The following is a 26,951-nucleotide window of genomic DNA, read 5'->3' as shown; positions in this document are numbered from 1 at the left end:
GACGTCCATGAAGACCCTTCGCACCGCCGCCGCCCTGGCGACGCTGAGCATGCTGGCCCTGGCTCCGGTCGCGCAGGCCGCGACCGCGGTGTTCGCCGGCGGCTGCTTCTGGTCGACCGAAAAGGCGATGGAGAGCCTGCCCGGCGTGACCAGCGTCGTGTCCGGCTACGCCGGCGGCGCCATGCAAAGCCCGACCTATCAGAACCACCGCGGCCATCTGGAGGCGGTGAAGGTCACCTACGATCCGGCGAAGATCAGCTACGCCAAGCTGGTCGACGGCTTCTTCCATCATATCGACCCGACCGACGCCAGCGGGCAGATCTGCGATCGCGGGCCGTCCTACACGACCGCGGTGTTCGTCGAGGGCGGGGCTGAGACGGCGACGGCTCAGGCGGTGAAGGCGCAGGTCGCCAAGACGCTGGGCAAGCCGGTCGCCACCCGCGTCCTGACCGGGGGAAAGTTCTGGCCGGCCGAGGCCTATCACCAGGATTACGCCAAGAAGAACCCGGCCAACTACGAGGCCTACCGTATCGGCTGCGGCCGCGACCGGGCGCTCAAGGCCGTTTGGGGATCGGCTTACCGGTGACCGGGTCGCGCGGGGCTGGCGCGAAGCCCTCGGCGATGAACAGCTCGGCCTTGCGCTTGCGCTTGCGGTCTAGCCAGATGCTGACGATCTCTTCGCTCGAGGTAGCGCGGAAATCGGCCTTCATCTCATCAATGAACACCTGCTCCAGGCTGACGGCCAGTACGCGCTTGCCGTCGGCCGCGGTCAGCGGGGCGACGGTCTCGGCCTGGTTCTGCGGATGGGCCTCGCGCACCCACATCTTCAGCGGCGGCTCGCCGTTCTGGCCGAAGTACTCGCGGCCGTAATAGGCCGCGGCGTTGAACAGGAAACGGTCGTTGACGGCGATGGCGCTCAGCGAGCCGGGCGGTTCGCGCATGGCGCGGTCGGCCATGGCCTCGGTCATCTGCTCCCAGCCCTTGGCGCGCTTGAAGGCGTTCGACAGCCCGACGCGATCGGCGAAGCCCGGGTTCAGCACGCAGGCCAGGAACACCGCGGCCACCGCGCCCTGCAGCGCCAGCGCCGCGATCAGCCACCCGCGGGCGCGCCAACGCACCAGCCAGGCGGCGACCACGATCACGCCGGGGACGTAGCCGGCTCCCGACCAGTTGGCGTTGGCGCGGCTGATGAACGCCTGGCCGGTGACGATCAGGATCGCCGGCAGGGCGAAGCACAGCAGCAGCACGTCGGCCGGCTGCAGTCGGCGGCGGAAGGCCAGCACCGCAGCCCCGCCGATCAGAACCGCGAACGGGATCGGCCCGAACACCCCGAACTGGGAGGCGAGGAAGTCACCGAGCTCGCCGAGATTGAACAGCTGGCGTCCGCCCCAGGCGGCGTTGGCCGCGGTGTGCTGCACGGTCGAGAAGCCGTGCGCGGCGTTCCAGATCAGGTTGGGCGACAGGATCGCCAACAGGGCGCCTAGAGCGGCGAGCGCCGACTTCAGGTTCCAGATCCGGCGCGCGTCAGGCGACAGCGCCAGGTGCAGGCCCAGGCCGATCAGTCCGTACACGGCCGCGTACTTCGAGAGGAACGCCAGGCCGAGCGCCGCGCCGAAGCCGGCGGCCAGCCAGAGCCGGCGGCGCGCATCCCCGGCCGGCATCTCGACATAGGCCAGCAGCGCCAGGGCCAGGAACAGGAGTAGCGGCGCGTCGGTCGCGGCGACCAGCGAGGACAGCTGCACCGCCGGCATCAGCAGGTACAGCACCGCGGCGGCGAAGCCGGTGGTCGAATCGTAGAGCCGCCGGCCGATCGCGAACACGCAGAAGGTGGTCACCGCGTGCAGCAGCGGAGCTGCGAACCGCACCCACGGCTCAGCGTCGCCGCCGATCGAGGTCGTCGCCCAGATCAGCCACGCCACCATCGGTGGTTTGGAATAGTAGCCCCAGTCGAGGGTCCGCGACCAAAGCCAGTACTGAGCCTCGTCGGGATAGAGCTCGAGCGGGGTGGCGAACAGAGCGACCATCCGCACGGCGGTCAGCGCCAGGGTGATCATCAGGACGGCGCGCCAATGGCGGTCGATTCCGTGCTCTGACAGTGGTTTGGTGGACAAGGCCGCCTCTTTGCGTCGCATAGGGCCGGAAATTTGCGCGCGCCAGCGTGTCTGTAAAGCGACAGGCGCCAGCTTATTTGGCGTCCGTCACGTCAAGTGACCAGGTCGTCACGATTCCGTCACCCACGGGCGAATTTTCCAAGCTATAGGGACCACCAGAAGTGGGGGGCATGGACCCAGCGTTCATCCCATTTCCGATGGATTAGGGGACCTCAATGCGAATGATGAATAGGCTCGCCGGCGGCGCGGCGTTGACTGCACTTGTGTGCGCCATGTCCAGCGCGGTGTACGCGCAGGAAACCACCGGCTCTGTGCGTGGTCAGGTTACGGATGAAAGCGGCGCGGGCGTGGCCGGCGCCACGGTGACGGTGACTCACGTCCCGACCGGCGCGACCTCGACCTCGGTCACCGGCGCCGACGGTTACTTCTCGGCCCGCGGCCTGCGCGTTGGCGGCCCGTACCGCATCGTCGCCACCGCGGCGGATTTCGAACGCACCCAAGCGACGCTGCAAAGCGTCGGGGTCGGCGACCCGGCCAACGTCCAGCTCGACATGTTCCGCGCGGGCTCCGCTGCGGTCGAAGAGCTGGTGGTCACCGGTGCGCTGGCCGCGCCGAGCCAAGGCGGCCCGTCGACGAACTTCACGGCCGCCGCGATCGAGTCGCTGCCGTCGATCAGCCGCGACATCAAGGACTTCGCTCGCCTCGACCCGTTCGCGACCATCGACGTCTCGAACCAGGACGCGCTGTCCTTCGCCGGCACCAACACCCGCTTCAACCAGCTGACCGTCAACGGCGTCCGCCAGAACGACGACTTCGGCCTGAACAACAACGGCTATCCGACCCAGCGCTCGCCGTTCCCGCTGGACGCCGTCGGCGCGGTCAACGTCTCGATCGCCCCCTACAGCCCGATCAACAACGGCTTCACCGGCGGCCAGATCAACGCCGTGCTTAAGTCGGGCGGCAACGACTTCTCGGGCTCGCTGTTCGGCGAAAAAAGCGGCCGCGACTTCCAGGGCGACACCATCCGCGGCAAGCCGGCCGGTTCGGCCTTCGAGGAAAAGACCTGGGGCTTCACCCTGGGCGGCCCGATCATCAAGGACACCCTGTTCTTCTTCGCCGCCTACGAAAAGTTCGACGGCGAGCTGGGCTTCGACGAGGGCCCGGTCGACTCGGGCGCTTCGGTCGTCATCCCGCGCATCACCACCGGCGCGGTCGACCAGTTCCAGGCCGACACCAAGCGCCTCTACGGCTACGATCCGGGCAACTTCCTGTCGGGCGCCTTCCCGGTCGAGGACGAGAAGAAGCTCGTCAAACTGGACTGGAACATCACCGACAACCACCGCGCCGAGTTCTCGTGGCAGAGCACGAAGGGCAACTCGCTGAACGGCTCGGTCACCTCGACCTTCGCCCAGGGCAACAGCGTCACCCAGCCGCGGATCGGCCTCGAAACCAACGACTACAACAAGGTCGAGGAGCTGACGGTCTACACCGCCCAGCTGAACTCGCAGTGGACGGACGCCTTCTCGACCGAGCTGCGCTACTCGCGCAAGGAAACCGACACCCAGCAGCTGCCGCTCGGCGGCCTGAGCGTCGGCCAAGTCGACGTCACCGTGAACGACATGCCGGGCGTGCTGCCGGGCGCGGGCAGCGCCCAGTTCCGCTACGGGGCCGACATCAACCGTCACGACAACTATCTGAACGTGAAGGTCGACACCCTCGAGGCGATCGCCCGCTACCACTACGGCATCCACGACTTCATGGTCGGTCTGCGGACCGAACAGGACGACGTCTTCAACGTCTTTGTCGCCAACTCGCTCGGCAGCTACACCTTCTCGAGCTACGCCAACTACCTGAACAAGGTCGCCTCGGGCTTCACCCTGACCGGCGGCGTCGATCCGAACGGCGGCACGGTTCCGGCGACCCTGGGCACCGCCCGCCTCGGCGCGGCCACCTTCGGTTACCGCCTGACCAGCGCCTATGCGGAAGATCGCATCCAGATCTTGCCGAACCTCGATGTTCTGGCGGGCGTGCGCCTCGACAGCTACTCGATGGACGACATGCCGACCTACAACTCGGCGTTCCAGTCGCGGAATGGCTTCTCGAACCAGCAGAACCTCGACGGCAAGTTCGTCGTGCTGCCGCGGGTGTCGTTCAACTGGGCGCCGATGGACCGCCTGCGCGTCTCCGGCGGCTTCGGCGGCTTCTCGTCGACCGGCCTGAACGTCTGGGTCTCGAACGCCTTCTCGAACAACGGCGTCAACCAGACCAACGCCGTCTGCACCGGCGCCAACCTGACCAACGTCGACATCACCAAGGCGCCGACGGGCTGCACGTTCACCCCGCGCGGCGGCAACACCAACGTCGTCAGCCCGACATTCCAGATCCCGGTGACCTGGAAGGGCAACCTGTCGGTCGGCTATGAGTTCGACCTCGGCCGCTTCGGCGACGGCTGGCTGGTCCAGGCCGACTACGTGCGCATGTCGAACCAGAACGCGCTGTACTGGACCGACCTGCGCGCCCGTCAGATCGGCGTCGCGCCGGACGGTCGTCCGGTCTACGGCCGCACGACCACGGGCGACCTGACCGGCAACTCCTACGACATGATGCTGGCCAACACCGACAAGGGCGGCTCGGAATCCTACGCGATCACCATCGCCAAGGAGTGGAACGAAGGCTTCCTGGAAGGTCTGGGCGGCAAGTTCATCTACACCCACACCGAGGCGACCGACGCCAACCCGATGACCAGCTCGATCGCCCAGTCGAGCTACACCCGGTTCGCTTCGTTCGACGTCCAGAACCCGCCGGCGGCGACGTCTGACTACGAGATCCGCGAGCGCTTCGCGTTCGACGTCTCGTACGCCCGCAAGTTCTTCGGCGACAACGAGACCTCGATCCGCATGTTCGCGCAAAGCCGCACCGGCCTGCCGTTCAGCTACACCTTCGCCAACAGCGCCACGAGCGGCTTCGACAACGACTTCGGCAACTCGGTCTCGAGCTACTCGGGCCGCCAAGCCTCGTCGAACGCGCTGCTCTACGTCCCGGCGGCGAGCGGCGGCCAGGTCACCGCGACCTCGGACCCGCGCGTCAACTACGCGGCCGGCTTCGACGTGGCGGCGTTCAACGCCTTCCTGCAGCAATCGGGCCTGATCGGCTACGCGGGCAAGATCGTGCCGCGGAACTCGCATACCAACCCGGACGTGACCACGGTCGACCTGCGCATCAGCCAGGAACTGCCGGCCTTCTTCCCGAACGGCGCCAAGCTCGAGGTCTACATGGACATCGAGAACCTCGGGAACCTGCTCAACGACGAGTGGGGCATTGTCGAGCAGTACGACTTCTACCGCGGCGTGCCGGTGGTGAACGTCCAGTGCGGCAATGGCGCGGCCGGCGCCTGCGCGGCTCCGGGCGCGACCTACACCTACTCGGGCACCGGCGTCGGCGGCGCCTTCCAGCAGCCGGTGAAGCCGTTCCTGCGCAGCGAAAACTCGCTGTGGCAGATCAAGATCGGCGCGAAGTACAAGTTCTAAGACCTCGGGCTTAGAACCAGATCGAAGGGGGCGGCTCGGCGACGGGCCGCCCCTTTTTCTATGCGACGCTTGACGGGGGGGCCGCGTCCGCCCATCTGCGCGCGTTCATTGGATGAAGGCAGGCCATGACCGTTCTCGTTCCCGCCGAATGGGCTCCGCACCGCGCCATGTGGCTGGGCTTCCCCAGCCATGAGGACCTTTGGGAGGACGATCTCCCCCAGGCCCAGGAAGAGGTCGCGGCTCTGGCGCGCGCCCTGGCGGGCCCCGGCGCTGAGCGCGTGCGTCTGCTGACCGGCAGCGCCGCCGGCGAGGCCGACGCCCGTCGCCTGCTCGGCGACGTGGCCGGGATCGAGATCGTGCCCGGCCGCTTCGGCGACATCTGGCTGCGCGACACCGGCCCGATCTTCGCCAAGAGCGGCGGCGCCGACGTCGCCCAGGGGTTCCAGTTCAACGGCTGGGGCGGCAAGTACCAGCTGGACCACGACGACGAGGTCGCCGCCCAGATCGCGACCGCGTCGGGCGTGAAGCTGAACGCCCACGACTTCATCCTGGAGGGCGGCGCGGTCGACCACGACGGCGCCGGCACGGTGCTGACCACCGGCCAGTGCGTGCTCAACCCCAACCGCAACGCGGGCTGGACGCAGGATGTCGCGGAAGCCGCGTTCGCCCAGGCGTTCGGCGCGACCAAGACCATCTGGCTCGGCGATGGCCTGGCCAACGACCACACCGACGGCCACGTCGATAACCTGGCCCGCTTCGTGGCGCCGGGCGTGGCGGTCTGCCCGGTCGGATTCGGGCGCGGCGACGTCAATATCGAGGCCTATGACGACGCCGCCCGGCGACTTGCCGAGGCGACCGATGCGGCGGGCCGCGAGCTGAAGGTCGTGCGTATTCCTTCGCCCGGCTGGATCGAGGGCGCCGAGGGCAAGGCCGCGCCGGCCAGCCACATGAACTTCATCATCGCCAACGGCGCGGTGATCATGCCGACCTATGGCGAGGGTCAGGCGGCCGATCTGGCGCTACAGGCCTTGGAAAGCGTGTTCCCGGATCGCAAGGTGATCGGCCTGCCGTCGATGGCCATCCTGACCGGCGGCGGATCCTTCCACTGCATCACCCAGCAGGAGCCCGCCTGATGGCCCGCACGATCAACGTCGCCGCGATCCAGACCAGTTACGGCATGGACCTGGCGGCCAACATCAAGAAGACCGAAGCCTTCATCCGCGAGGCCGCGGGCAAGGGCGCGCAGGTGATCCTGCCCTCGGAGCTGTTCCAGGGGCCGTACTTCTGCGTGGCGCAGGAGGAGCATTGGTTCACCCAGGCCTATCCCTGGCGCGAGCATCCTTGCGTCGTCGCCCTGGCGCCGCTGGCGGCCGAGCTGGGCGTGGTGATCCCGGTCTCGATCTTCGAGAAGGAAGGTCCGCACTACTTCAACAGCCTGGTGATGATCGACGCCGACGGCTCGCTGATGGGGGTCTATCGCAAGAGCCATATCCCCGACGGGCCGGGCTACATGGAGAAGTACTACTTCCGGCCCGGCGACACCGGCTTCAAGGTCTGGGACACCCGCTTCGGCCGGCTGGGCGTCGGCATCTGCTGGGACCAGTGGTACCCCGAGTGCGCCCGCGCCATGGCGCTGATGGGCGCCGAGGTGCTGTTCTACCCGACCGCCATCGGCTCGGAGCCGCATGACCCCAGCCTCGACACCGCGCTGCCCTGGCGGCGCGCCATGCAGGGCCACGCGGTCTCCAACGTCATTCCGGTGGTCGGCGCCAACCGCATCGGCTTCGAGCCCTGGGACGGCTACCCGAACGGCGGCCAGACCTTCTACGGCTCGTCGTTCATCGCCGACCATCGCGGCGACCTGGTCTCGGAATTGGGCCGCGGCGACGAAGGCATCGTCCAGGCCAGCTTCGACCTGGACTTCCTGCAGACCCATCGCGCCGCCTGGGGCTTCTTCCGCGACCGCCGCACCGATCTCTACGGGGCGCTCGCACAGGGGCGGCCGGCCTAACTGAGTGTGTCATCCCGGAAGCCACGCAGTGGCTGTCCCGGACCCATGAACGTCGATGGCGCCGGAAGCGGCGACGCCTTGCCACCTTCCGCCAGACGGTGCGAATGGGTCCCGGACAAACCCTTCGGGTTTTCCGGGATGACAGTTAGGCTGAGGCATGATCGAGACGCCCCGCCTTGTCCTGCGCCGCTTCCGCGAGGAGGACCGCGAAGCCTTCGCGGCGATCAACGGCGACCCCCGGGTCAGCGACTGGCTGGGCGGTCCGATCGACCGCGCGGCCAGCGATCGGACGCTGAACCGCATCAACGCCGAGATCGACGAGCTGGGCTGGGGCCTGTGGGCGGCCGAACTCAAGGCCGACGGCCGGTTGATCGGCATGATCGGGCTCGCGCCCGTCACCGACCTCCCGGTCGCGCCGGCGATCGAGATGGGCTGGCGGCTCAGCCCGGACGTCTGGGGGCAGGGCCTGGCCACCGAGGGCGCAAAGGCCGCGCTCGACTGGGCCTTCGAACATATCGACGCGCCGGAGTTCATCGCCTTCACGGCGGCGACCAACCTCGCCTCGCAGGCGGTGATGCGGCGCATCGGCATGGTCGCCGACCCCGCCCGCGACTTCGATCATCCGCGCCTGGCGGCCGACCATCCACTTCGGCGTCACGTCCTCTACACGGCCCGCCGATGAGGCTGGAGACCGAGAGGCTGATCCTGCGCCAATGGCGCGACGAAGACCTCGACGACCTGGCCGCGATGTCCGCCGATCTTGAGGTGATGGAGTGGATGGGCGGCGTGCTGACGCGCGAGGAGGCCCGAGCCTTCATGGATCGCGCCCACGCTTCGTTCGCCCGCCACGGCATGGGCCGCTTCGCCGTCGTGACTAAGGCGGATGAGGCCTTCGTCGGCGTCACCGGCCTGATGCCCGGCCACGAGATGCTCGCCGATGTGCTGGCGTCCTTCACCGACATGAGCTGGGTCCTGCGTCGCGAGGCCTGGGGGCAGGGCTACATGACCGAGGCCTGCCGGGCGGTGATCGCCGACGGCTTCGGCCGCCTGGACCTGCCGGAAATCACCGCCATGACGGCGCCGGCCAATCTGCGCTCGCAGGCGGTCATGCGACGCCTCGGGATGGTCGCCGAGCCGAGCCTCGACTTCGACCACCCGCTGTATCCGGATGGCCATCGCCTGCGCCGCAGTCTCGTTCACAAGGCGCGCCGATGATCGAAACCGAACGCCTGATCCTGCGCCAATGGCGCGAGGAGGACCTCGAGCCGTTCGCGGCGATGTCGCGCGACGAGGAGGTCATGCGCTGGCTGGGCGGGGTGCTGACCCGTGAGCGGGCCCGCGCCTACATGGAGCGCGCCCACGACGCCTTCGCCCGGCTCGGCATGTGTCGCTATGCGATCGAGCGGCGGTCGGACGGCGCCTTCATCGGGTCCTGCGGCCTGATGCCCTCATTCGAGGATCTGCCGGTGCCGCCGTTCATCGACGTGGGGTGGCGGCTGAGCCGCCAGGCCTGGGGCCATGGCTATGCGACCGAGGCCGCCCGCGCCGTCCTCGACGACGGCTTCACCCGCCTCGACCTCCCCGAGATCGACGCCATCACTGCAGCCGTCAACCTGCGCTCTCGCGCGGTGATGGAGCGGCTCGGCATGACCTACGACGCCGAACTGAGCGGCTTCCCGGGACCGGGCCACGAACTGGGCGATCCGATGCGCCCGACCGTGCTCTATCGGGCTGTGCGGCCCTAGGCGGCGCAACCGCTCGGCGCAGCCTTGGCGCGGGCGATTTCGCTGCGGGCCTTCTTCATGTCGCTCTGGAACTGCGGATCGCCATGCAGCCGCGCGACCATGGCGCTGGCCAGGGTGCGGCCGGCCTCGATGTCGCTGGCGTAGTGCACGCCGCAGATGATCCGGCTCTCGCCGATCTGCTTGCCGACTTCCAGCATGGCGTCGGCCTTGGCCGGCGCCAGTTCGGCGAGGATCAGCGCCCAGGCCCAGCCGGTCATCGAGTGGCCGGACGGATAGGAGGCGTTGGTCTTCATCCAGTCCTCGCGCGGGATGCAGATCGGCTTGTCGTCGCCGATCATCGGGCGCGGGCGGTCATAGTGGTCCTTGGCGGGCTTGCCGACCGCGCGCACGTCCAGCTCGACGCGGTGCATGATCTTCAGGGCCGTGGGCGTCTGCTTCTCGTCGATCGAGACGCCCAGCTTGCAGGCGTACTGCTTCAGCGCTCCGCCGCCCCACAGGTCGTTCTCGACGACCGCCTGCTTCCAGCGCGGCGAGCCGGCCAGGGCGCGGGTCTCTTCATAGCGGGCGCGGTCGGCCTGGCCGGTCAGGCTCTGCGGCGTCGGCGGCGGACCGAGCAGGGCCGCGCCGTCGAGATCGCTCTCGGCGAGATAGCCGGTCAGGTCGGTCGGCAGCGGATTGAGCGGCGCGGGCGCCAGGCTCTCGTCCACCGGCGGCGCGTCGGGCGCGGAGGTGGCGGCGCAGGCGGCGAGACCGGCGGCCATGGCCACGCCGGCGACAATGCTGAAGCTACGGATCATGGCGCCTCTCTAGAACGGCTCCCAAGCCTTGGGAACCGTTCCGGAGGCGGACGAACTACCGCAGGACGGTCAGCCCGTTCTTGATGACGGTGACGTTGCGCGCCTTCACGCGCGCCTCGAACGAGATGTTCTTGCCGTCTTTCCAGAGGTCGACCGTGATGGTGTCGCCCGGGAACACCGGCGCCGAGAAGCGGGCCTGGTGCGAATAGATCTGGTCGGGATCGAAGTCGGTGATCGCTTGGAGCACGGCGCGGCAGGTGATGCCGTAGGTGCACAGGCCGTGCAGGATCGGCCGGTCGAAGCCCGCCCGCTTGGCGATGTCCGGATCGGAGTGCAGCGGGTTGCGGTCTCCGTTCAGACGATAGAGCAGCGCCTGGTCAGGCAGGGTGTCGAAGTCGACCGAGATGTCCGGCGCGCGGGTCGGGACCACGTGCGGTTCGGGCGCGCCTTCCGACGGGCCGCCGAAGCCGCCGTCGCCGCGGGCGAAGGTGGAGCCGGTCAGGGTGGCGACTTTTTCACCCTTCTCGTCGGTCCAGATGGTCTCGTTGATGATGACCGCGCCCTTGCCCTCGCCCTTGTCGAAGGCGCCGGCCGTGCGGCTCTGGGCGGTGTAGGTGCCGCCGGCGGTGAGCGGCTTGTGCAGTTCGACCTTTTGTTCGCCATGCACGACCATCAGGAAGTTGATCTGGCTCGGGCGATGGTCGGCCGGCATTTCCGGAGCCGGCCCGGTCGCCTTGGCGCCGGCGGCCAGAACGGTCGCGGCGGTCGGGATGACCTTGAGATTCTTTTCGTAGACGAAGGCCAGCTCCGTCTCGTTCATGGGATCGCGGCCCATGCCCACGCCCAGGGCGTAGAGCATCACGTCCTTGTCCCCGTAAGTGAAAGTACGGGCGGGGGTCTTCTGATTCAGAATGTCGGGATAAAAGATCGGCAAAATATATCCTCCGGTATGTGGCCTTGGCGGCCTTATCGAATGGGGCGAATTGAAGCGGTTCGCCCCGGCGGAGGCAAGCGGGCTGCGTGCAGGTTTGCGGGCGCCTGCCCGATCAGGTAGAAGCGGCGACTTCGCTCGAGACGGCGCACCTAAGAAACGCCCGCTCGCGCAACCCCATTATCGCCCAGGATCATCGAAGGTATTTCATGGCGAACGAAACCCCGACCGGCATGGGTCAGATCACCGGCAACGTGCTTTTCTATTCGAAGCCGGAACCGCTCTCCATCGACCTGCACAGCGGCCTGGGCGTGAAGAGCCTGCCGGGCCCGTTCACCTTCGCCAAGGAAGGTCACGCGGTCCCGCTGACGGTCACCGAATTTGGCGTCTCGTCGCTCTGCGGCCCGATCATCTTCGTCGGCGACGACAAGATCCCGCTGGCGGTCATGGGCCTGAACCTCGGCCAGAACATGTTCCTGCAGGAAAACGGCCTGTTCGAGCCGGGCGTCTACGTCCCGGCCTATATCCGCCGCTATCCGTTCGTCTTCGCGACCGACAACAACGCCGGCCAGATGGTGCTCTGCATCGACCGCTCGGCCGAGTTCATCGTCGATAAGGCCGAAGCCGACATGCTGTTCTTCGACGCGGACGGCAAGCCGACCGAGTACACCCAGAACTGCATCAACTTCTGCAACGACTACGAGATGGAGCGCCAGCGCACCCAGAGCTTCGTGGACCTGCTGAAGGGCCTGGACCTGTTCGAGACCAAGAAGGCGCTCTTCACCCCGACCAATCCGGACGGCAGCGCCGGCCCGCAGCAGACCATCGCCGAGTACTTCGGCGTCTCGGAAGAGAAGCTGAACGCCCTGCCGCACGACAAGTTCATCGAGCTGCGCGACAACGGCGCCCTGGCCCAGATCTATGCCCACCTGGTCTCGCTGGCCGGCTGGGATCGCCTGATCGCCCTGGCCATGGCCCGCGCGCCGCAGGTCCCCGCGGCCGCCAACGCCTAAGGCGTGGTCTGGAGCTGAACTTCGGAACGGCGGGCCTTGCGGCCCGCCGTTTTCGTTTCTGGCTCTACCGCGCGAAGACGCTGCGGGTCAGGCAGGAGAAGACCAGCCGACCGGCCTCGTCGAGCAGGTCATGCTGGGCGATGATGATGCCCTTGCCGTCGCCGACCGGGTCCTTGCCCATCACGGTCATGCGGCCGCGCAGGGTCTCGCCGGCCGGCGGGTTGCGCGCCCAGCGCAGGGCGTCGACGCCCAGACGTTTGGTCTGCGGCCACTCCATCGCCGAGGCGGCGTCCAGCCGGCACCACAGCGCATAGACCATGGCGTCCGGCGCGCCCCGCTCCAGCGGCCAGCCTGGCGCGAAGGCGGTGATGAAGGCTTCGAGCGCGGCGGGCTCGACCGGGATCTCTCCCAACGAAACCACCTGACCCATTTCGATGTCATCGAACGACGCGGGCACGGTACGCACTCCAATCTCGGAAAAACGCTGATTCGCCGATCATCGCGCCTGACGGTGACAAGTCGAGCTTTTGTGCTTTGTTTCGAGCAGGGCCCGCGTCTAGACAGCAGCGTCATGACTTCACCCAAGCACTGGTCTCGCGTCGAGTACCTCCACGAGACGGTCAAGAACCCCAACATCCACATCCGCGGGACTGGCAGCTACTATAGCGACGCCTGGTCGGGCTCGTTCGAGGACAGCGTCGTCCGCTATCACTATGGCGACGCCTACAGCCTGGCGGCCTGGGAGCCGCAGTGGCCGATCGATCAGCTCCACATCGGCGACTATGTCTGCATCGGCGCCGAGGCGGTGATCCTGATGGGCGGCAACCACACGCACCGCACCGACTGGTTCAGCCTCTATCCGTTCGCCGACGTCATCCTCGACGCCTACGTCGGCAAGGGCGATACGGTGATCGGCGACGGCGCCTGGATCGGCATGCGGGCCATGCTGATGCCCGGCGTCACGATCGGCGAGGGCGCCGTGGTCGCCTCGGGCGCGATCGTGACCAAGGACGTCGCGCCCTACATGATCGTGGCCGGCAATCCGGCGGTTCCGGTTCGTCCGCGGTTCCCCGACGCGACCGTGGCGGCTTTGACGGCGCTGGGGATCTATGGCTGGAGCAAGTCCAAGTTCGAGGCGCTGCGGCCTCTGCTCTGCGCCGATGACATCGCCGCCCTGCAGGCGGCCGCGGCCCATTACGACCGGGAACATGCGTGAGCGGCTGGCTGATCGGGGTGATGATCGAACTGGCGGGGGAGCCGGCGCCCGTGCGCCACTTCTTCGCGGTCGGCCACGAGGACCGCAACAAGGCTGAATGGACCGCCATCGACCGCGCCATGCTGATCGGCGGCGTGGCGACCAGTCCGGTGAAGGGGCTGGAGCCGGTCCACGTCATCGGGCCGCTGGCCCCGCGCACCGTCAAGACGCTGGCGCTGAAACCCGGCGAGGTGCGCCCCTTGGGCTGGAAATGGCCGCGCCGCTGGTTGGCCCTGGCCGAATAGGACCCTCGCGACGTCAGCGTCGCTTTGCGCGCGGGCTCCGGCGGGCCATATAGCGGACGTACCTGATCGGGATGACCGGATGACGCGCCTTCTTGCGAAGCTCCTGGCGGCTTTCACTCTCGTCTGGGCGCTGCCTGCGGCCGCCCAGCCGGTGGACACCGGCCACCTGGTCGCTGAACTGGTGGCGCGCGACCAGTCGATCGCGCCGGGCGCGACCACCTACGTCGCCCTGCGCCAGAAGATCGACAAGGGTTGGCACACCTACTGGCGCAATTCCGGCGACAGCGGCGAGGCCACCCGGATCGCCTGGACCCTGCCGGGCGGCTGGACCGCCGGCGAGATCGTCTGGCCCGCGCCCACGCGCCAGCCGACCGGGCCGCTGATGAACTACGGCTACAAGGACGAGGTGCTGCTGCCGGTGCCGATCACCGCGCCGGCCAGCGCCAAGCCGGGCGAGACCGTCACCCTCAAGGCCCAGGCCTCGTTCCTGGTCTGCGAGGAGATCTGCGTTCCCGAGGACGCCGAGCTGACCCTGTCGCTGCCGGTCGCCGAGGGCCTGGCCGAGCCGAACCCCGAGTGGAGCGGTCCGATCGCCAAGACCCTGGCCAATGCGCCGGCCCCGGCCGGCCTCTCCGGCGCCTTCTCCAAGCAGGGGGCGATGCTGGCTCTGGCCATCACCGGCGAGGCGCTGAAGGGCGTCGACCTCTCGGACGCCTACTTCTTCCCCTTCGACTCCACGGTCATCGACCACGCCAAGCCGCAGGCCATCGAGCGCGGCCCCGACGGCCTGACCCTGGCCCTGACGCCGGGCTACGCTTTCCAGCAGCCGCAGACCCCGACCGCCATGGCCGGGGTGCTGACCGTGGGCGGCAAATCCTACGAGATCTCCGCCGCCGAGGGGGCGCTCCCAGCCGGCGCTGCGGGCCTCGGCCCGCCCGCCAAGACCGGCGGCGGCGCGGGCGGCTCGCTTGGCCTGCCGCTGGCCGCGGCCTTCGCCTTCCTGGGCGGCCTGATCCTCAACCTGATGCCTTGCGTCTTCCCGATCCTGGCGATGAAAGCCGCCTCGCTGGCCGGCCACGCGCACGACCGCCGCGCTGCGCAAGGACAGGGGCTGGCCTTCCTGGTCGGGGTGCTGGCCACCTTCCTGGCGCTGGCCCTGGCGCTGATCGCCGTGCGCGCCGGCGGCGCGGCCGTCGGCTGGGGCTTCCAGCTGCAGTCGCCGCCGGTGGTGGCTGGACTGGCCCTGCTGATGTTGGCTGTGGCCCTTAATCTGTCGGGCGTGTTCGAGGTCGGCTCCTCGCTGCAGGGCGTCGGCACGGGTCTGGCCGGCAAGCGCGGCTTGGCCGGAGCCTTCTTCACCGGCGCCCTGGCCGTGGTGGTCGCCGCGCCCTGCACCGCGCCGTTCATGGCCCCGGCCCTTGGCTGGGCGCTGACCCAGAGCGCGCCCGCCGCCCTGACCGTCTTCCTGGCGCTCGGCCTCGGCTTCGCCGCGCCGTTCGCCCTGGCCGCCTTCGTGCCGGGGCTGCTGGCCCGCCTGCCCAAGCCCGGCCCGTGGATGGACGGGTTCAAGAAGCTGTTGGCGTTCCCGATGTACGGCGCGGCCGCCTGGTTGGTCTGGGTCCTGACCCTGCAGGCCGGCGACACCGCCCTGGCGCGGATCTTCATGGCGGCGATCGTGCTGGCGCTGGGCGCCTGGCTGCTCGGCGTCGCCCAGCGCCGCCATGCAAACGGCGCCTCGGTGATCGCGCCCGCCGCCGTGGGCGGGGTGCTGGCGCTGATCGCCGCGCTCGCCGCCATCTGGCCGAACTACGCCGAGCCCGGCGCGGCGGTCGCCGCTTCCGGCGGCGGCGGCAAGGCGAACGTCCCCTACGAACCCTATTCGCCCGAGAAGCTCGCCGCGGCCCAGGCCGCCGGCAAGCCGGTGTTGGTGAACTTCACCGCCGCCTGGTGCGTGACCTGCCAGGTCAACGAGCGCGTGGCTCTGACCAGCCAGGCGGTCGCCGACGCCTTCAAGGACACCGGTGCGGTCTACTTGAAGGCGGACTGGACGCGAAAAGATGCAGAGATCGAGGCCGAACTCGCCAAGCACGGGCGTGCGGGCGTTCCCCTCTACCTCGTGTATGGCGCCAAGGGCGGCGAGGGCGTTATCCTGCCGCAGATCCTTACCGAAGGCCTCGTCGTCCGGGCTCTGAAGGACGCGCAAGGCCGCTGATCCCGCAAAGGAGGCACCCATGCTCAGTCGTTCGATCCTCTTCGCCGCCGCGCTCGCGCTCACGGCGCCCGCCGCCTATGCCGCCCCTGTCGTCGGCCAGGCCGCCCCCGCCTTCACCGTCAAGGACGCCGACGGCAAGACCCGCTCGCTGTCGGAGTTCAAGGGCAAGACTGTGGTCCTCGAATGGACCAACGACGGCTGCCCCTACGTTCAGAAGCACTACAAGTCCGGCAACATGCAGGGCCTGCAGAAGGGCGCCGCAAAGGACGGCGTGGTCTGGCTGACCCTGATCTCCTCGGCGCCGGGCAAGCAAGGCTATGTCGAGGGCGCCCAGGCCAAGGGTTGGAAGGCGACCAACGGCGCCGGCTCCACGGCCCTGCTGCTCGATCCCGCCGGCCAGGTCGGCCGCGCCTACGCGGCCAAGACCACGCCGCACATGTACATCGTCGATCAGACCGGCAAGCTCGCCTACATGGGCGGCATCGACGACAGGCCGACCGCCGATCCGGCTAGCCTCAAGGGCGCCAAGAACTACGTCTCGGCGGCGTTGTCGGACATCAAGGCCGGTCGCGCGGTGTCGACCCCGGTCAGCAAGCCCTACGGCTGCACGATCAAGTACTCGGAGTAGGGCCTCAGGCGGCGCCCGCGGCCAGCCAGCGCGGCGGTTGGCCGGACGACCGGGCGCATTGCGTCGGCGCGCGAGACGTCGGCCGCGACCTTCCTGGAATCGCCCAAGACACGCCGGGCGCCTTTTGCTAACGGCGATACCGTAAACGCCCCGCTATCGCCTTCAGAAGGGTTTCGCATGACCGACCTCGCCGCCGCCTGGACCACGCTGGAAACCGCCGCCCAGGACGCCCGCGAGCGTCGCATCGCCGACCTGTTCAAATCCGAGCCCGACCGCCTGGACCGGCTCAGCGTCGAGGCGCCGGAGCTGCTGCTCGACCTGTCGAAGCAGCCCTGGTCGCTGGGCGAGTTCGAGACCGCCCTGGACCTGGCCCGCGCCGGCGGGATCGAGGCCGCCCGCGATCGCCAGTTCGCTGGCGAGGCGGTCAATCCCTCCGAGGACCGCGCCGCCCTGCACATGGCCCTGCGCGCGCCGAAGGGCGCGGCCTTCGCAGCCAAGGGCGAGCCGGTTTCGGCCGAGGTCGACGCCACGCGCGCCGCCATGGCCGCCATCGCCGACGCCATCCGCTCGGGCGGCAAGCGCGGGGCGACGGGCCAGGCGTTCAGCGCCATCGTCCATATCGGCATCGGCGGCTCGGACTTCGGCCCGCGCCTGGTCTGGGAGGCGCTGCGTCCGCTAGCGCCCCAGATCGAGCTGCGCTTCGCCGCCAACGTCGATCCGGCCGACATGGCCCTGGCGCTCGACGGCCTCGACCCGGCCCGCACCCTGGTGGTTGTGGTCTCCAAGACCTTCACCACCCAGGAGACCATCGCCAACGCCACCGTCGCCCGCGCCTGGCTGCGTGCCGCGCTCGGCCAGGCCGGCGACGCGCACCTGCTCGCCGTCTCCGCGGCGCCCGCGGTGGCCCAGGCCTTCGGCGTCCCGGCCGACCAGATCTTCGGGTTCCGCGACTGGGTCGGCGGCCGCTATTCGGTGTGGTCGGCGGTCGGGCTGTCCTGCGTGATCGCGCTCGGTCCCGAGGCGTTCGAGGAGCTGCTGGCCGGTGCGCGCGCCATGGACGACCACTTCCGCCGCGCGCCGCTGGCGGCCAACGCCCCGGTGCTGCTGGCCCTGGCTCACATCTTCAACCGCAACGGCCTCCACCGCCCGATCCGCGCGGTGGTGCCCTACGCCCAGCGCCTGCGGCTGCTGCCCAACTTCCTCCAGCAGCTGGAGATGGAATCCAACGGTAAGCAGGCCGGGGTCGACGGAAAGCCGGTCCCCCGCGCCACCGCTGCGGCGGTGTTCGGCGACGCCGGCACGAACGTCCAGCACGCCTTCTTCCAGCTGATGCACCAGGGAACCGACATCATCCCGCTGGACATCGTCGCCGTGGCGCAGGCCACCGAGGGCGAGCCGTCCAACCAGACCAAGCTGCTGGCCAACGCCATCGCCCAGGCCGAGGCGCTGATGGTCGGCAAGCCGGAAAGCGAAGTGCGCGCCGAGTTGGCCGTTCAGGGCATGGCCCCCGCCGCCATCGACGTTCTCGCCCCGCAGAAGACTTTTCACGGGAACCGGCCGTCCAGCTTCATCCTGCTGGACCGTCTGACGCCCCAGGCGCTGGGCGCGCTGATCGCGCTCTACGAGCACAAGACCTTCGTCGAAGGCGTGCTTTGGCGGATCAACAGCTTCGACCAGTGGGGCGTGGAGCTGGGCAAGACGCTGGCGACCCGCATCCTCGGCGAACTGGAAGGCGGGCCGCGCGGCGCGCATGATCCGTCGACCGAGCGGCTGGTGAGCCGGCTCAAGGTCTAAGTCAGAACAACAACAGGGGGAGGCCCACATGCGCGACCTGACCGGAAAAACCGCGTTCATCACGGGCGGGGCCAGCGGCCTTGGCCTGGCCATGGCCCACGCCTTCGGCGGGGCGGGCATGAACGTCATGCTGGCCGACATCGAAGACGCGCCGCTGAAGGCGGCCGTCGCAGACCTCGAAGCCCGCCAGGTCCGCACCGCCAGCGTCTTGTGCGACGTCGGGGACCGCGCCGCCGTGGTCGCCGCCGCCCAGGCGACGGTCGAGACCTTCGGCAAGGTGCATGTGGTCTGCAACAACGCCGGGGTCGGCGCCGGCGGTCCGATCGGCGAAGTGAAGCCCGCCGACTGGGACTGGATCGTCGCGGTCAATCTGATGGGCGTGGTCTACGGCATGGAGGCTTTCCTGCCGCACGTCCGCGCGCACGGCGAGGGCGGCTGCTTCGTCAACACCGCCTCGATGGCCGGGATGATCTCGGTGCCGGGCATGGAGCCCTACACCGCCACCAAGTACGCCGTGGTCGGCATGTCCGAGGGTTGGGCCGGTCAACTGGCGCCTGAGAACATCAACGTCGCCGTGCTCTGCCCGGGCTTCGTGAAGACCAAGATCAACCAGTCCGGCCGCACCCGTCAGGCCAAGTACGGCGGACCCGCCGAGCCGGCCGCGACGCCCGGCGGCTCGCTCGTCGACAGCGGCATCGATCCGGAACGCGTCGGCCAGCGGGTGCTGGAAGCGGTGCAGGCCGACGAGCGCTACATCTTCACCCATCCCGATATGCGCGCCCTGGTCCAGGGCCGCTTCGGGCGGATCATGGCCGGCTTCGACGCCGCCGACGCCAGCCCGGCGCTGGCCGGCATGGAGTACGTCACCCCCGCCCTGGGCTAGCTCGATCGACACCTCTTTCGGCAGCTATCGACTCGGGCCTTGCATTTAACTGATGGGTTAATTAACTTATAGGTTAAATGAAAACGACGCCCGACCCGCTCAGCACCACCTTCCAGGCCCTGGCCGATCCGACCCGGCGCGCGATCCTGGCGCGCCTCGCCCTGGGCGAGGCCTCCGTCTCTGATCTCGCCCAGCCGTTCGAGATCAGCCTGCCGGCGGTCTCCCGGCATCTGAAGGTGCTCGAACAGGCCGGCCTTGTTTCACGGACGCGCGAAGCCCAATGGCGGCCCTGTCAGTTGAATGCGGGGCCGCTCAAGGACGCCGCCGGCTGGATCGAGCACTACCGCCGGTTCTGGGACGGCAGCTTCGAGCGGATGGACGCTTATCTTGCGGAACTGCAGGCCAACAAGGAGGCCAAGGATCATGAGCGCGACGACTAACGCCGCCGTCCTCCAGGACGACGAACTGCTCATCGAGCGCGTATTCGAAGCTCCGCCCGAGCTGGTCTTCGAAGTTTGGACCAAGCCCGAGCACCTGATGCGATGGTGGGGGCCGAAGGACTTCGTCACCACCACCTTCGAGCAGGACTTCCGCGTCGGCGGCGCCTATCGCGCCTGTATTCGCGACGACAAGGGCGCCGACCACTGGATGCAGGGCGCCTACAAGGAAATCGTGCCGGCCGAACGCATCGTCATGAGCTTCGGCTGGGCCGACGGCGCGATGGACGTGCGTGACCACACCGTCACCGTCACCTTTGGGCGGCTGGCCGGCGGCCGCACCTTGTTCCGCTTCCACCAGACTTCGTTCGCCACGGTCGAGGCCCGCGACTCCCACATCGGCGGTTGGAGTTCGCTGCTCGACAAGCTGGCCGTCTACCTCGCCAAGGAGTCCTGATCATGATCGAGGTTTCCGCCTTCAAGTGGGTTCCGCCCTTCGCCCGCGGCCTGGTCCGCGACCTGCGCGTCCGCTGGGCGCTCGAGGAGGCCGGTCTGCCCTATCGCGCCCGGCTGATCGATTTCGATGACCGCGAGACCGCCGCCTACCGCGCCTTGCAGCCGTTCGGTCAGGTCCCCGTCTATCGCGACGGCGAGCTGGAGCTGTTCGAGAGCGGGGCGATCGTGCTGCACATCGCCGCCCGCGCGCCTGGTCTCGTGCCGGCCGACCCGGCGGGGCAGGCCCGCGCCACCACCTGGCTGTTCGCCGCCCTCAACTCGATCGAGCCGCCGATCCAGAACCTGGCCGAGCTCGATCTCTTCAACGCTGACCAGGAGTGGGCCCGCCTGCGGCGTCCGGGCCTCGTCGCCTTCGTCGAGCAACGGCTGGGCGAACTGGCCGCCAACCTCGGCGACAAGGACTATCTGGAGGCGGACGGCTTCACCGTCGGCGACCTGATGATGGTCACGGTGCTGCGCAACCTGCGCCACACCGACCTGATGGCGAAGTTCCCGAACCTGGCCGCCTACCAGGCGAGGTGCGAGGCGCGGCCGGCCTTCCAGACGGCGCTGGCCGCCCAGCTGGGCGACTTCGCCGAGCTGCAGCCGGCCTGAGCTTCCGACTCGCTATCTTCACACATTGCGTCTAAGACCCGGGTCGCAATGACCCGGGTTTCGCACCATCACGGCCATCACCATCCGACCGCACACGCGGGATCGGCCTGGGATCGCATGGCCTAAAAGCGACCCCCGCCCGAGCCACCCGCACCAGCGGATGGGGCTCCGGGCATCCCAGCTCCATCCGTCGAACATCTCCTTCCAAAGGACCCGACGAATGGACATCTCCGCTTCCCAAACCCAGCCGCGCCTTGCCGCGCGCGCTGCGACCCGCTAGGCGAGCGCCATGACCGACGCTCCCCGCCCCGAGGCCCGCGCCCCGCGCGGTTTCAACGACCGCCGCGCCCGTGATCTGGCCGCCGAGCGCCAGATCCTGGCCAAGGTCTCCGCCGTCTATGAACGCTATGGCTTCGAAGCCTTCGACACCGGGGCCTTCGAGTACGCCGACGCCCTGGGCAAGTTCCTGCCCGACGCCGACCGTCCGAACGAGGGCGTCTTCGCCCTGCAGGACGACGACGAACAGTGGATGGCCCTGCGCTACGACCTGACCGCGCCGCTGGCGCGGTTTGTGGCCGAGACCAAGGAGGGCCTGCCCAAGCCGTTCCGCCGCTACGCGTTCGGCCCGGTCTGGCGCAACGAGAAGCCCGGCCCCGGCCGCTTCCGCGAATTCATCCAGTGCGACGCCGACACCGTCGGCTCGGCCCGGCCCGAGGCTGACGCCGAGATCATCGCCATGGCGGTCGAGGGCCTGGAGGCCGCGGGCCTGCCGGCCGGCTCGGCGGTCATCAAGATCAACAACCGCAAGCTCCTCAATGGCCTGCTGACCACGGCCGGCGTCCAGAACGACGTCCAGAAGCTGGCGGTGCTGCGCGCCGTCGACAAGCTCGACCGCCTGGGTCCGGAAGGCGTGCGGCTGCTGCTGGGCGAAGGCCGCAAGGACGAGTCCGGCGACTTCACCAAGGGCGCGGGCCTCAACGCCGCCGGCGCCGAAGCGGTGCTGGCCTTCGTCGGCGCGGGCCTCAGCGGCCGTGCGGAGACGCTTGATCAAATCGCGAACATCATCGGCGGTTCGGCCGAGGGCGACGCCGGCCTCGCCGAACTCGCCGCGATCGACAAGGCCCTGACCAGCCTCGGCGTCGGCGTCGAGCGCGCCGCCTTCGATCCCTCGATCGTGCGTGGGCTGGAATACTACACCGGCGCGGTGTTCGAGGCCGAACTGCTGCTCAAGACCAAGGACGAAAAGGGCCGCGGCGTCCGCTTCGGCTCGATCGGCGGCGGCGGCCGCTATGACGACCTCGTCGCCCGCTTCACCGGCGAGCAGGTGCCGGCCACCGGCTTCTCGTTCGGCGTCTCGCGCCTGGTCTCGGCGCTGCGCGCCGCTGGCCGCGACCTCGGCGACGCCGTCCGCGGCCCGGTGGTGGTGATCGCCTTCACCCCCGACGACATGGCCCACTACTTCTCGGTGGTCGGCGAACTGCGCGCCGCCGGCATCCCGGCCGAGGTCTATCTCGGCTCGGCCGGCATGAAGGCCCAGATGAAGTACGCCGACCGCCGCATGGCGCCGGCCGCGATCATGCTGGGCGGCGACGAGATCGCCGCCGGCAAGGTCACCATCAAGGACCTCGACCTCGGCCGCGTCCTGTCCTCGGGCGTCGCCGATAACGCCGAGTGGCGCGAGCAGCGTCCGGGGCAGCAGACCATCGACCGCGCCGAACTGGTCGCAGCGGTGCGCAAGATCCTCGAGGCCGGCCAGTGAGCGCCGAACCCGCCGTTCCCGCCGAGCCGCTGGCCGCGATCCGCGCGCCGTTCCTGGACCAGGCCGCCGAGGTCGTCGATGCGCCGATCCTGCAGCCGCTCGGCCTGCTGCTGGAACTGGCCGGCGAGGCCATGCGCCCGCGGCTGTTCGTCGTGCAGTCGGAAGGCGGGCAGGAGACCTGCCTGCGTCCGGACTTCACTGTCCCGGTGGTGCGCCAGCACCTCGAAAGCGGCCGTTCCTCCGGCCGCTATTTTTATGAGGGCAAGGCCTTCCGCGCCTCCCCCGAGCCGGGCCGCCCCGATGAGTTCCGCCAGATCGGGCTGGAAAGCTTCGACGGGGCCGAGGCCTCAGTGGTGCAGGCCGACGCTCAGATCGCCGCCCTGGCCTGGCGTTCGGCCCAGGCCGGCGGGCGCAGCGACCTGTCGCTGTGGCTCGGCGACATCGCGCTCTTCGCGGCCTTCGTCGACACCTTGGGCCTGGCCGCCCCGCTGGCCGCCCGCGTGAAGCGGGTCGCGGCCCGCCCGCGGCTGCTGGCCGCCGAACTGGCCCGCGCCGACGGCGTGGCCGCAGCCCCGGCCGAGGACGGCAAGCTCGCCGGCCTGCTCTCGGGGCTTTCGGAAGCAGACGCCGCCACGGTGCTGGAAGAGGTCTGGGCCCTGGCCGGGATCGATCCGGTCGGCGGCCGCGGCCCCGCCGCGATCGCCCAGCGCCTGATCCGCCGGGCCCAGGCCGCCCAGGCCCCGGCCCTGACCCCGGACCAGGCCGACCGCATTCGCCGCTTCCTGGCCATCGAAGACGCGCCGCAGGGCGCCTTCGCGGCCGTGCGCGCCGTGGCCGGCGCCGGCGCGCTGGACGCGCCGCTGGCGGCCTGGAGCGAGCGCCTGGACCTGCTGGCCGCCGCCGGCGTGCCGTCGGCGCAGATGCGCTTCTCCACCGCGCTCGGCCACGCCTTCGACTACTACGACGGCCTGACCTTCGAGATCCGTTCGGCGGCCTTGGACCCCGAGCGCAGCGTCGCCGTCGGCGGGCGCTATGACAGCCTGCCCTCGCGGCTGGGCGGAACGGCCGGCGCGCGGGCCGTCGGATGCGTGGTCCGGCCCTGGCGGGCCTGGGCGGGAGGCGAGTCGTGAGCGAACCCCTTATTCTCGCCGTCCCTTCCAAGGGGCGCCTGAAGGAGCAGGTCGAGGCCTGGCTCGGCGACTGCGGGCTGAAACTGTCCGTGGCCGGCGGATCGCGCGGCTACATGGCAGAGCTCAAGGGCGTGCCCGGCATCCAGGTGCGGCTGCTCTCGGCCGGCGACATCGCCGAAGCCTTGGACCTCGGCGAAGTGCACATGGGAATCACCGGCGAGGACCTGCTGCGTGAGCGCGGCGGCGACGTCGACGCCCGGGTGCTGCTGCTGCGGGCGCTCGGCTTCGGTCGCGCTGACCTGGTCGTCGCCGTGCCCAAGAGCTGGATCGACGTCGAGTCGATGGCCGACCTGGAAGAGGTGGGCCACGATCTGCTCGCCCGCTCGGGCCGGCGGATGCGGGTGGCGACCAAGTATCTGGTCCAGACCCGCGCCTTCTTCGCCCGGCACGGCGTCGCCGACTACCGGATCACCGAGTCCGGCGGGGCGACCGAAGGCGCGCCGGCCGCCGGCTCCGCCGAGCTGGTGGTCGACATCACCACCACGGGCGCGACGCTGGTCGCCAACGGCCTGAAAGTCCTTGGCGACGGGGTGATCCTGAAGAGCCAGGCTCAGCTGACGGCCTCGCTGCGAGCATCCTGGAGCCAAGATCAACTTGCGGCCGCCGAGCGGCTGCTGCGGGTGATCGAGGCCCGCGCCGCGGCCCACGACAGCGCCACTCTGATCTGGCCGTCCGACCCGCGCGAGAGCGCGGTGGTCGAGGCGTTGGTCGCGGGCGGAGCTAGCCGCCGCCCCAACGGCCTGCTCGTTCCGGCGGGCAAGGTCGCCGAGGCGTCGTTGGCCCTGGCGGCGGTTGGAATCGGACCGGTCACGGCCTCGCGGCCCGACTTCGTCTATGACGTTGGTTGTGCCCCGAGCGATGAACTACGCAGGCGAGTGCGTAATTGACAATACCGTCAAAAAGAATCCCGCAAATCGCCGAAAAAGTCTCACTCGCGTAAATCTGATCGATAAATCCCTAGGTCTTCGATTTCGGCGCATTGACTCGGGTCAGAAATTACCGTTTTCTCAGTCCTGCGAGAGACATGACGGCCACCAAGTCCGACAGTCTCCGGCGTTTCGGGGAGGAAACGCCCGCTCTATAAGAGCGACTGCTCAAAATAAGGCCCGCTGCGATTATCCCCCGCAGCGGGCCAAATTTTTGCCCGAAGCAAATTTTGACTCATCCGTCAAAAATGTCGGCGACCAAAGAAAAGGGCGGCGACCCGGCTGGGCGCCGCCCTTCTTTGTCGCGTCAGGCGCGGCCTACCAGATCTTCACGCGGTCGCCGGGGGCCAGATACATGCCGTCGCCGGCCTTGACGCCGAACGCCTCGTAGAAGGCGTCGATGTTCTTCACCGGCACGTCGACGCGGTACTTCGGCGGCGAATGCGGGTCCGAGACCAGCTGCTGGCGCATCATGTCGTCACGGTACTTGCCGCGCCACACCTGCGCCCAGCCCAGGAACACCCGCTGGTCGCCGGTGACGCCCTCAAGAACCGGCGAGGGCTGGCCGTTCAGCGACAGACGATAGGCGTCCAGCGCCACCAACAGGCCGCCGAGGTCGGCGATGTTCTCGCCCATGGTCAGCTCGCCGTTGATGCGCGCGCCGGGCAGCACCTCGACCGCCGAGTACTGGGCCCCGAACTTCTTGGCCTGGGCGTCGAACTTGGCGGCGTCCTCGGCGGTCCACCAGTCGGTCAGCTTCCCGTCGCCGTCCGACTTGCGGCCCTGGTCGTCGAAGCCGTGGGTGATCTCGTGGCCGATCACCCCGCCGATCGCGCCGTAGTTCACCGCCGGGTCGCCGTCAGGATCGAAGAACGGCGGCTGCAGGATCGCGGCCGGGAAGGCGATCTCGTTCTTGGTCGACAGGTAGTAGGCGTTGATGGTGGCCGGGGTCATCAGCCACTCGTCCTTGTCGACCGGGCCGCCCAGGCGCGCGACGCGGTAGTCCCAGTCAAAGGCGCTGGCGCGTTTGACGTTGCCGTAGAGGTCGCCGTCCTTGATCTCCAGGCCCGAGAAGTCGCGCCACTTGTCCGGATAGCCGATCTTGGCGCCGAACTTCGACAGCTTCTCCAGGGCCTTGGCCTTGGTCGCTGGGCCCATCCACTCGAGCTTCTCAATCCGGCCCTTCATGGCGATTTTGACGTTGGCGACCAGCGTCTCCATCTTCGCCTTGCTCTCCGGCGGGAAGTAGGCCGCGACATAGAGCTCGCCCAGCGGGTCGCCGACATTGTTGTCGGTCGCCGCAACGGCCCGCTTCCAGCGCGGACGCTGCTCGGGCTGGCCCGACAGGGTCTTGTTGCGGAACTCGAAGCTGGCCTGGACGAAGTCCTTGGACAGGTACGGCGCGGCCTGGTCGACCAGGTGGAACGCCGACCACGCCTTCAAGGTGTCCATCGGCGTATCGGCGAAGATCTTGGCGATCTTCGGGAAGGCGGTGTTCTGGGCGACGATGACCCGGTCGACCTTCTCCAGCTTGGCGCCCTTCAGGTACGCGGCCCAGTCGAAGCCCGGCGCGTACTTCGAAAGCTCGGCGACGGTGTAGGGGTTGTAGGTCTTGTCGTCGTCGCGGCTCTCGGCCTTGGTCCACGACGCCTCGGCGATCTGGGTCTCCAGGGCGACGATGGCGGCGGCGCGCTCGGCGGGCTTGTCCCAGCCGGCCAGGCTCAGCTGCTTGGCGACATAGGCCTCGTAGGCGGCCTTCTGGGTCTTGAAGCGGTCGGCCAGGTAATAGTCGCGGTCGGGCATGCCCAGCCCGCCCTGGTTCACATAGACCGTGTACTGATCGGGGGCCTTGGCGTCGTCATGGATGTAGGTCCCGAAGAACGCGCCGCCGAACTGGCGCATGGTCGCGCCCATCAGTTCGGAGAGCTCGGCCTTGGTCTTGATCTTGCGGATGACGGCCAGGTCGCCGGCCAGCGGCTTGGCGCCCAGCGCCTCGACGGCGGCCTCGTCCATGTAGCTGCGGTAGAAGGCGCCGACCTGCGCCTGGCCGCCGGTCGCCGCCTTGTTGGCCGCGGCCGCTTCGGCCACCGCGCGCATGCGCTGCTGCGACAGGTCCTGCAGGGCGTCGAACGCGCCGAAGCGCGAGCGGTCGGCGGGGATTTCCAGCTTCTTCAGGTACGCGCCGTTGGCGTATTCGAAGAAGTCGTGCGAGGGGGCGACAGACGTGTCGCGGCCGGCCATGTCGAAGCCCCAGGGGCCCATCCGGGGCGCCTTGGAAAGGTCGGGCAGGTTGTCCGCCAGCGCCGGGGCCGACACGCAGAGAAGGGCGACGGCGGAAGCCGCGCCCAGCCACAGGGTCTTCATCGGTATTTTCGAG

The 26,951-nt window shown here is 68.9% G+C and carries 25 protein-coding genes; 20 read left to right on the top strand and 5 right to left on the bottom strand.

The annotated features are described in order from the left end of the window. Positions 1-7: 7 nt before the first annotated feature. Positions 8-586: a peptide-methionine (S)-S-oxide reductase MsrA gene (gene msrA / locus C0481_RS11365; protein ID WP_293403728.1), complete on the top strand. Its 579-nt coding sequence runs from the start codon at positions 8-10 to the stop codon at positions 584-586. Here the strand turns inward: msrA and C0481_RS11360 are convergent. After that, positions 555-2,111: a glycosyltransferase family 39 protein gene (locus C0481_RS11360; protein ID WP_363223468.1), complete on the bottom strand. Its 1,557-nt coding sequence runs from the start codon at positions 2,109-2,111 to the stop codon at positions 555-557. The two genes, msrA and C0481_RS11360, sit on opposite strands and share 32 nt — an antisense overlap. A 272-nt stretch (positions 2,112-2,383) precedes the next feature. Here C0481_RS11360 and C0481_RS11355 point away from each other — a divergent pair, with 272 nt between their 5' ends. The 6 genes from C0481_RS11355 (at position 2,384) to C0481_RS11330 (ending at position 9,394) form a co-directional block, all read left to right on the top strand. After that, complete coding sequence (locus tag C0481_RS11355; RefSeq protein WP_293403726.1) at positions 2,384-5,638, top strand: TonB-dependent receptor; 3,255 nt, start codon at positions 2,384-2,386, stop codon at positions 5,636-5,638. Between the two features lie 125 nt (positions 5,639-5,763). Next, positions 5,764-6,771 (top strand): agmatine deiminase family protein, encoded by a 1,008-nt coding sequence (locus C0481_RS11350; RefSeq protein ID WP_293403724.1) that lies wholly within the window; start codon positions 5,764-5,766, stop codon positions 6,769-6,771. Then, positions 6,771-7,649 carry an N-carbamoylputrescine amidase gene (aguB, locus tag C0481_RS11345; RefSeq protein WP_293403722.1) on the top strand — a complete coding sequence of 293 codons (879 nt, stop codon included), beginning with the start codon at positions 6,771-6,773 and terminating at the stop codon, positions 7,647-7,649. The genes C0481_RS11350 and aguB overlap by 1 nt, the downstream gene beginning before the upstream one ends. Positions 7,650-7,806: 157 nt before the next feature. Then, positions 7,807-8,331 carry a GNAT family N-acetyltransferase gene (locus tag C0481_RS11340; protein WP_293403720.1) on the top strand — a complete coding sequence of 175 codons (525 nt, stop codon included), beginning with the start codon at positions 7,807-7,809 and terminating at the stop codon, positions 8,329-8,331. Continuing rightward, a complete protein-coding gene (locus C0481_RS11335) occupies positions 8,328-8,864 on the top strand; it encodes a GNAT family N-acetyltransferase (protein WP_293403718.1) in 537 nt (178 codons plus the stop codon). The genes C0481_RS11340 and C0481_RS11335 overlap by 4 nt, the downstream gene beginning before the upstream one ends. Then, on the top strand, positions 8,861-9,394 hold the full coding sequence (locus C0481_RS11330; protein ID WP_293403716.1) for a GNAT family N-acetyltransferase: 534 nt from the start codon (positions 8,861-8,863) through the stop codon (positions 9,392-9,394). The genes C0481_RS11335 and C0481_RS11330 overlap by 4 nt, the downstream gene beginning before the upstream one ends. On the opposite strand, the gene C0481_RS11325 is transcribed toward C0481_RS11330, so the two are convergent. Both C0481_RS11325 and C0481_RS11320 read right to left on the bottom strand, forming a co-directional pair. Next, complete coding sequence (locus C0481_RS11325) at positions 9,391-10,191, bottom strand: phosphatase PAP2 family protein (protein WP_293403714.1); 801 nt, start codon at positions 10,189-10,191, stop codon at positions 9,391-9,393. The genes C0481_RS11330 and C0481_RS11325 overlap by 4 nt on opposite strands. Positions 10,192-10,246: 55 nt before the next feature. Continuing rightward, positions 10,247-11,125, bottom strand: a complete 879-nt coding sequence (locus C0481_RS11320) for a MaoC/PaaZ C-terminal domain-containing protein (protein WP_293403712.1) — start codon at positions 11,123-11,125, stop codon at positions 10,247-10,249. 206 nt (positions 11,126-11,331) lie between these two features. Between C0481_RS11320 and C0481_RS11315 the strand changes: the two genes are divergently transcribed. Continuing rightward, the gene (locus C0481_RS11315) at positions 11,332-12,135 is read left to right on the top strand and encodes a SapC family protein (RefSeq protein ID WP_293403710.1); all 804 of its coding nucleotides are present in this window, start codon (positions 11,332-11,334) and stop codon (positions 12,133-12,135) included. 64 nt (positions 12,136-12,199) lie between these two features. On the opposite strand, the gene C0481_RS11310 is transcribed toward C0481_RS11315, so the two are convergent. Next, positions 12,200-12,592, bottom strand: a complete 393-nt coding sequence (locus C0481_RS11310) for an acyl dehydratase (protein WP_293403892.1) — start codon at positions 12,590-12,592, stop codon at positions 12,200-12,202. Between the two features lie 114 nt (positions 12,593-12,706). On the opposite strand from C0481_RS11310, the gene C0481_RS11305 reads away from it, so the two are divergent. From C0481_RS11305 to hisG, 12 genes are all read left to right on the top strand, one after another. Beyond that, the gene (locus C0481_RS11305) at positions 12,707-13,351 is read left to right on the top strand and encodes a CatB-related O-acetyltransferase (RefSeq protein WP_293403708.1); all 645 of its coding nucleotides are present in this window, start codon (positions 12,707-12,709) and stop codon (positions 13,349-13,351) included. Beyond that, a complete protein-coding gene (locus tag C0481_RS11300; protein ID WP_293403706.1) occupies positions 13,348-13,635 on the top strand; it encodes a hypothetical protein in 288 nt (95 codons plus the stop codon). The genes C0481_RS11305 and C0481_RS11300 overlap by 4 nt, the downstream gene beginning before the upstream one ends. A gap of 79 nt (positions 13,636-13,714) precedes the next feature. Then, on the top strand, positions 13,715-15,847 hold the full coding sequence (locus C0481_RS11295) for a protein-disulfide reductase DsbD domain-containing protein (protein WP_293403704.1): 2,133 nt from the start codon (positions 13,715-13,717) through the stop codon (positions 15,845-15,847). 19 nt (positions 15,848-15,866) lie between these two features. Continuing rightward, positions 15,867-16,475: a thioredoxin family protein gene (locus tag C0481_RS11290; protein WP_293403702.1), complete on the top strand. Its 609-nt coding sequence runs from the start codon at positions 15,867-15,869 to the stop codon at positions 16,473-16,475. Between the two features lie 177 nt (positions 16,476-16,652). Beyond that, entirely contained in the window at positions 16,653-18,269 is a 1,617-nt protein-coding gene (gene pgi / locus C0481_RS11285) for a glucose-6-phosphate isomerase (RefSeq protein WP_293403700.1), read from the top strand. 28 nt (positions 18,270-18,297) lie between these two features. Further along, positions 18,298-19,152 (top strand): SDR family NAD(P)-dependent oxidoreductase, encoded by an 855-nt coding sequence (locus tag C0481_RS11280; protein ID WP_293403698.1) that lies wholly within the window; start codon positions 18,298-18,300, stop codon positions 19,150-19,152. A 77-nt stretch (positions 19,153-19,229) separates the two neighbouring features. Beyond that, positions 19,230-19,592, top strand: coding sequence for a metalloregulator ArsR/SmtB family transcription factor (locus C0481_RS11275; protein WP_293403696.1), 363 nt, complete (start codon positions 19,230-19,232; stop codon positions 19,590-19,592). Then, complete coding sequence (locus C0481_RS11270; protein ID WP_293403694.1) at positions 19,576-20,046, top strand: SRPBCC domain-containing protein; 471 nt, start codon at positions 19,576-19,578, stop codon at positions 20,044-20,046. Before C0481_RS11275 ends, C0481_RS11270 begins: the two co-directional genes overlap by 17 nt. Before the next feature lie 2 nt (positions 20,047-20,048). Next, positions 20,049-20,699, top strand: a complete 651-nt coding sequence (locus tag C0481_RS11265) for a glutathione S-transferase family protein (protein ID WP_363223460.1) — start codon at positions 20,049-20,051, stop codon at positions 20,697-20,699. A 289-nt stretch (positions 20,700-20,988) separates the two neighbouring features. Continuing rightward, on the top strand, positions 20,989-22,458 hold the full coding sequence (hisS, locus tag C0481_RS11260) for a histidine--tRNA ligase (protein WP_293403692.1): 1,470 nt from the start codon (positions 20,989-20,991) through the stop codon (positions 22,456-22,458). Continuing rightward, positions 22,455-23,588: an ATP phosphoribosyltransferase regulatory subunit gene (locus C0481_RS11255; RefSeq protein WP_293403690.1), complete on the top strand. Its 1,134-nt coding sequence runs from the start codon at positions 22,455-22,457 to the stop codon at positions 23,586-23,588. The genes hisS and C0481_RS11255 overlap by 4 nt, the downstream gene beginning before the upstream one ends. After that, positions 23,585-24,535 carry an ATP phosphoribosyltransferase gene (hisG, locus tag C0481_RS11250; RefSeq protein WP_293403688.1) on the top strand — a complete coding sequence of 317 codons (951 nt, stop codon included), beginning with the start codon at positions 23,585-23,587 and terminating at the stop codon, positions 24,533-24,535. Before C0481_RS11255 ends, hisG begins: the two co-directional genes overlap by 4 nt. Positions 24,536-24,892: 357 nt before the next feature. Here the strand turns inward: hisG and C0481_RS11245 are convergent, their stop codons facing one another. Then, positions 24,893-26,938, bottom strand: a complete 2,046-nt coding sequence (locus C0481_RS11245) for a M13-type metalloendopeptidase (RefSeq protein ID WP_293403686.1) — start codon at positions 26,936-26,938, stop codon at positions 24,893-24,895. Positions 26,939-26,951: the final 13 nt, after the last annotated feature.

Origin of the sequence: Phenylobacterium sp. (assembly GCF_013822795.1) — a bacterium.
GTDB lineage: Bacteria > Pseudomonadota > Alphaproteobacteria > Caulobacterales > Caulobacteraceae > Phenylobacterium.
Note: the sequence above shows the minus strand (reverse complement) of the source record. Positions and strands in the feature narration are given on the sequence as shown.

What these genes read in the sequence shown, in the direction of transcription:
- msrA (WP_293403728.1), top strand. Translation starts at nt 8, where the DNA reads ATGAAGACCCTTCGCACCGCCGCCGCCCTGGCGACGCTGAGCATGCTG.
- C0481_RS11325 (WP_293403714.1), bottom strand. Translation starts at nt 10,191, where the DNA reads ATGATCCGTAGCTTCAGCATTGTCGCCGGCGTGGCCATGGCCGCCGGT.
- C0481_RS11330 (WP_293403716.1), top strand. Translation starts at nt 8,861, where the DNA reads ATGATCGAAACCGAACGCCTGATCCTGCGCCAATGGCGCGAGGAGGAC.
- pgi (WP_293403700.1), top strand. Translation starts at nt 16,653, where the DNA reads ATGACCGACCTCGCCGCCGCCTGGACCACGCTGGAAACCGCCGCCCAG.
- aguB (WP_293403722.1), top strand. Translation starts at nt 6,771, where the DNA reads ATGGCCCGCACGATCAACGTCGCCGCGATCCAGACCAGTTACGGCATG.
- C0481_RS11290 (WP_293403702.1), top strand. Translation starts at nt 15,867, where the DNA reads ATGCTCAGTCGTTCGATCCTCTTCGCCGCCGCGCTCGCGCTCACGGCG.
- C0481_RS11315 (WP_293403710.1), top strand. Translation starts at nt 11,332, where the DNA reads ATGGCGAACGAAACCCCGACCGGCATGGGTCAGATCACCGGCAACGTG.
- C0481_RS11350 (WP_293403724.1), top strand. Translation starts at nt 5,764, where the DNA reads ATGACCGTTCTCGTTCCCGCCGAATGGGCTCCGCACCGCGCCATGTGG.
- C0481_RS11305 (WP_293403708.1), top strand. Translation starts at nt 12,707, where the DNA reads ATGACTTCACCCAAGCACTGGTCTCGCGTCGAGTACCTCCACGAGACG.
- C0481_RS11340 (WP_293403720.1), top strand. Translation starts at nt 7,807, where the DNA reads ATGATCGAGACGCCCCGCCTTGTCCTGCGCCGCTTCCGCGAGGAGGAC.
- C0481_RS11265 (WP_363223460.1), top strand. Translation starts at nt 20,049, where the DNA reads ATGATCGAGGTTTCCGCCTTCAAGTGGGTTCCGCCCTTCGCCCGCGGC.
- C0481_RS11275 (WP_293403696.1), top strand. Translation starts at nt 19,230, where the DNA reads ATGAAAACGACGCCCGACCCGCTCAGCACCACCTTCCAGGCCCTGGCC.
- C0481_RS11335 (WP_293403718.1), top strand. Translation starts at nt 8,328, where the DNA reads ATGAGGCTGGAGACCGAGAGGCTGATCCTGCGCCAATGGCGCGACGAA.
- hisS (WP_293403692.1), top strand. Translation starts at nt 20,989, where the DNA reads ATGACCGACGCTCCCCGCCCCGAGGCCCGCGCCCCGCGCGGTTTCAAC.
- C0481_RS11245 (WP_293403686.1), bottom strand. Translation starts at nt 26,938, where the DNA reads ATGAAGACCCTGTGGCTGGGCGCGGCTTCCGCCGTCGCCCTTCTCTGC.
- C0481_RS11280 (WP_293403698.1), top strand. Translation starts at nt 18,298, where the DNA reads ATGCGCGACCTGACCGGAAAAACCGCGTTCATCACGGGCGGGGCCAGC.
- C0481_RS11355 (WP_293403726.1), top strand. Translation starts at nt 2,384, where the DNA reads ATGTCCAGCGCGGTGTACGCGCAGGAAACCACCGGCTCTGTGCGTGGT.
- C0481_RS11295 (WP_293403704.1), top strand. Translation starts at nt 13,715, where the DNA reads ATGACGCGCCTTCTTGCGAAGCTCCTGGCGGCTTTCACTCTCGTCTGG.
- C0481_RS11270 (WP_293403694.1), top strand. Translation starts at nt 19,576, where the DNA reads ATGAGCGCGACGACTAACGCCGCCGTCCTCCAGGACGACGAACTGCTC.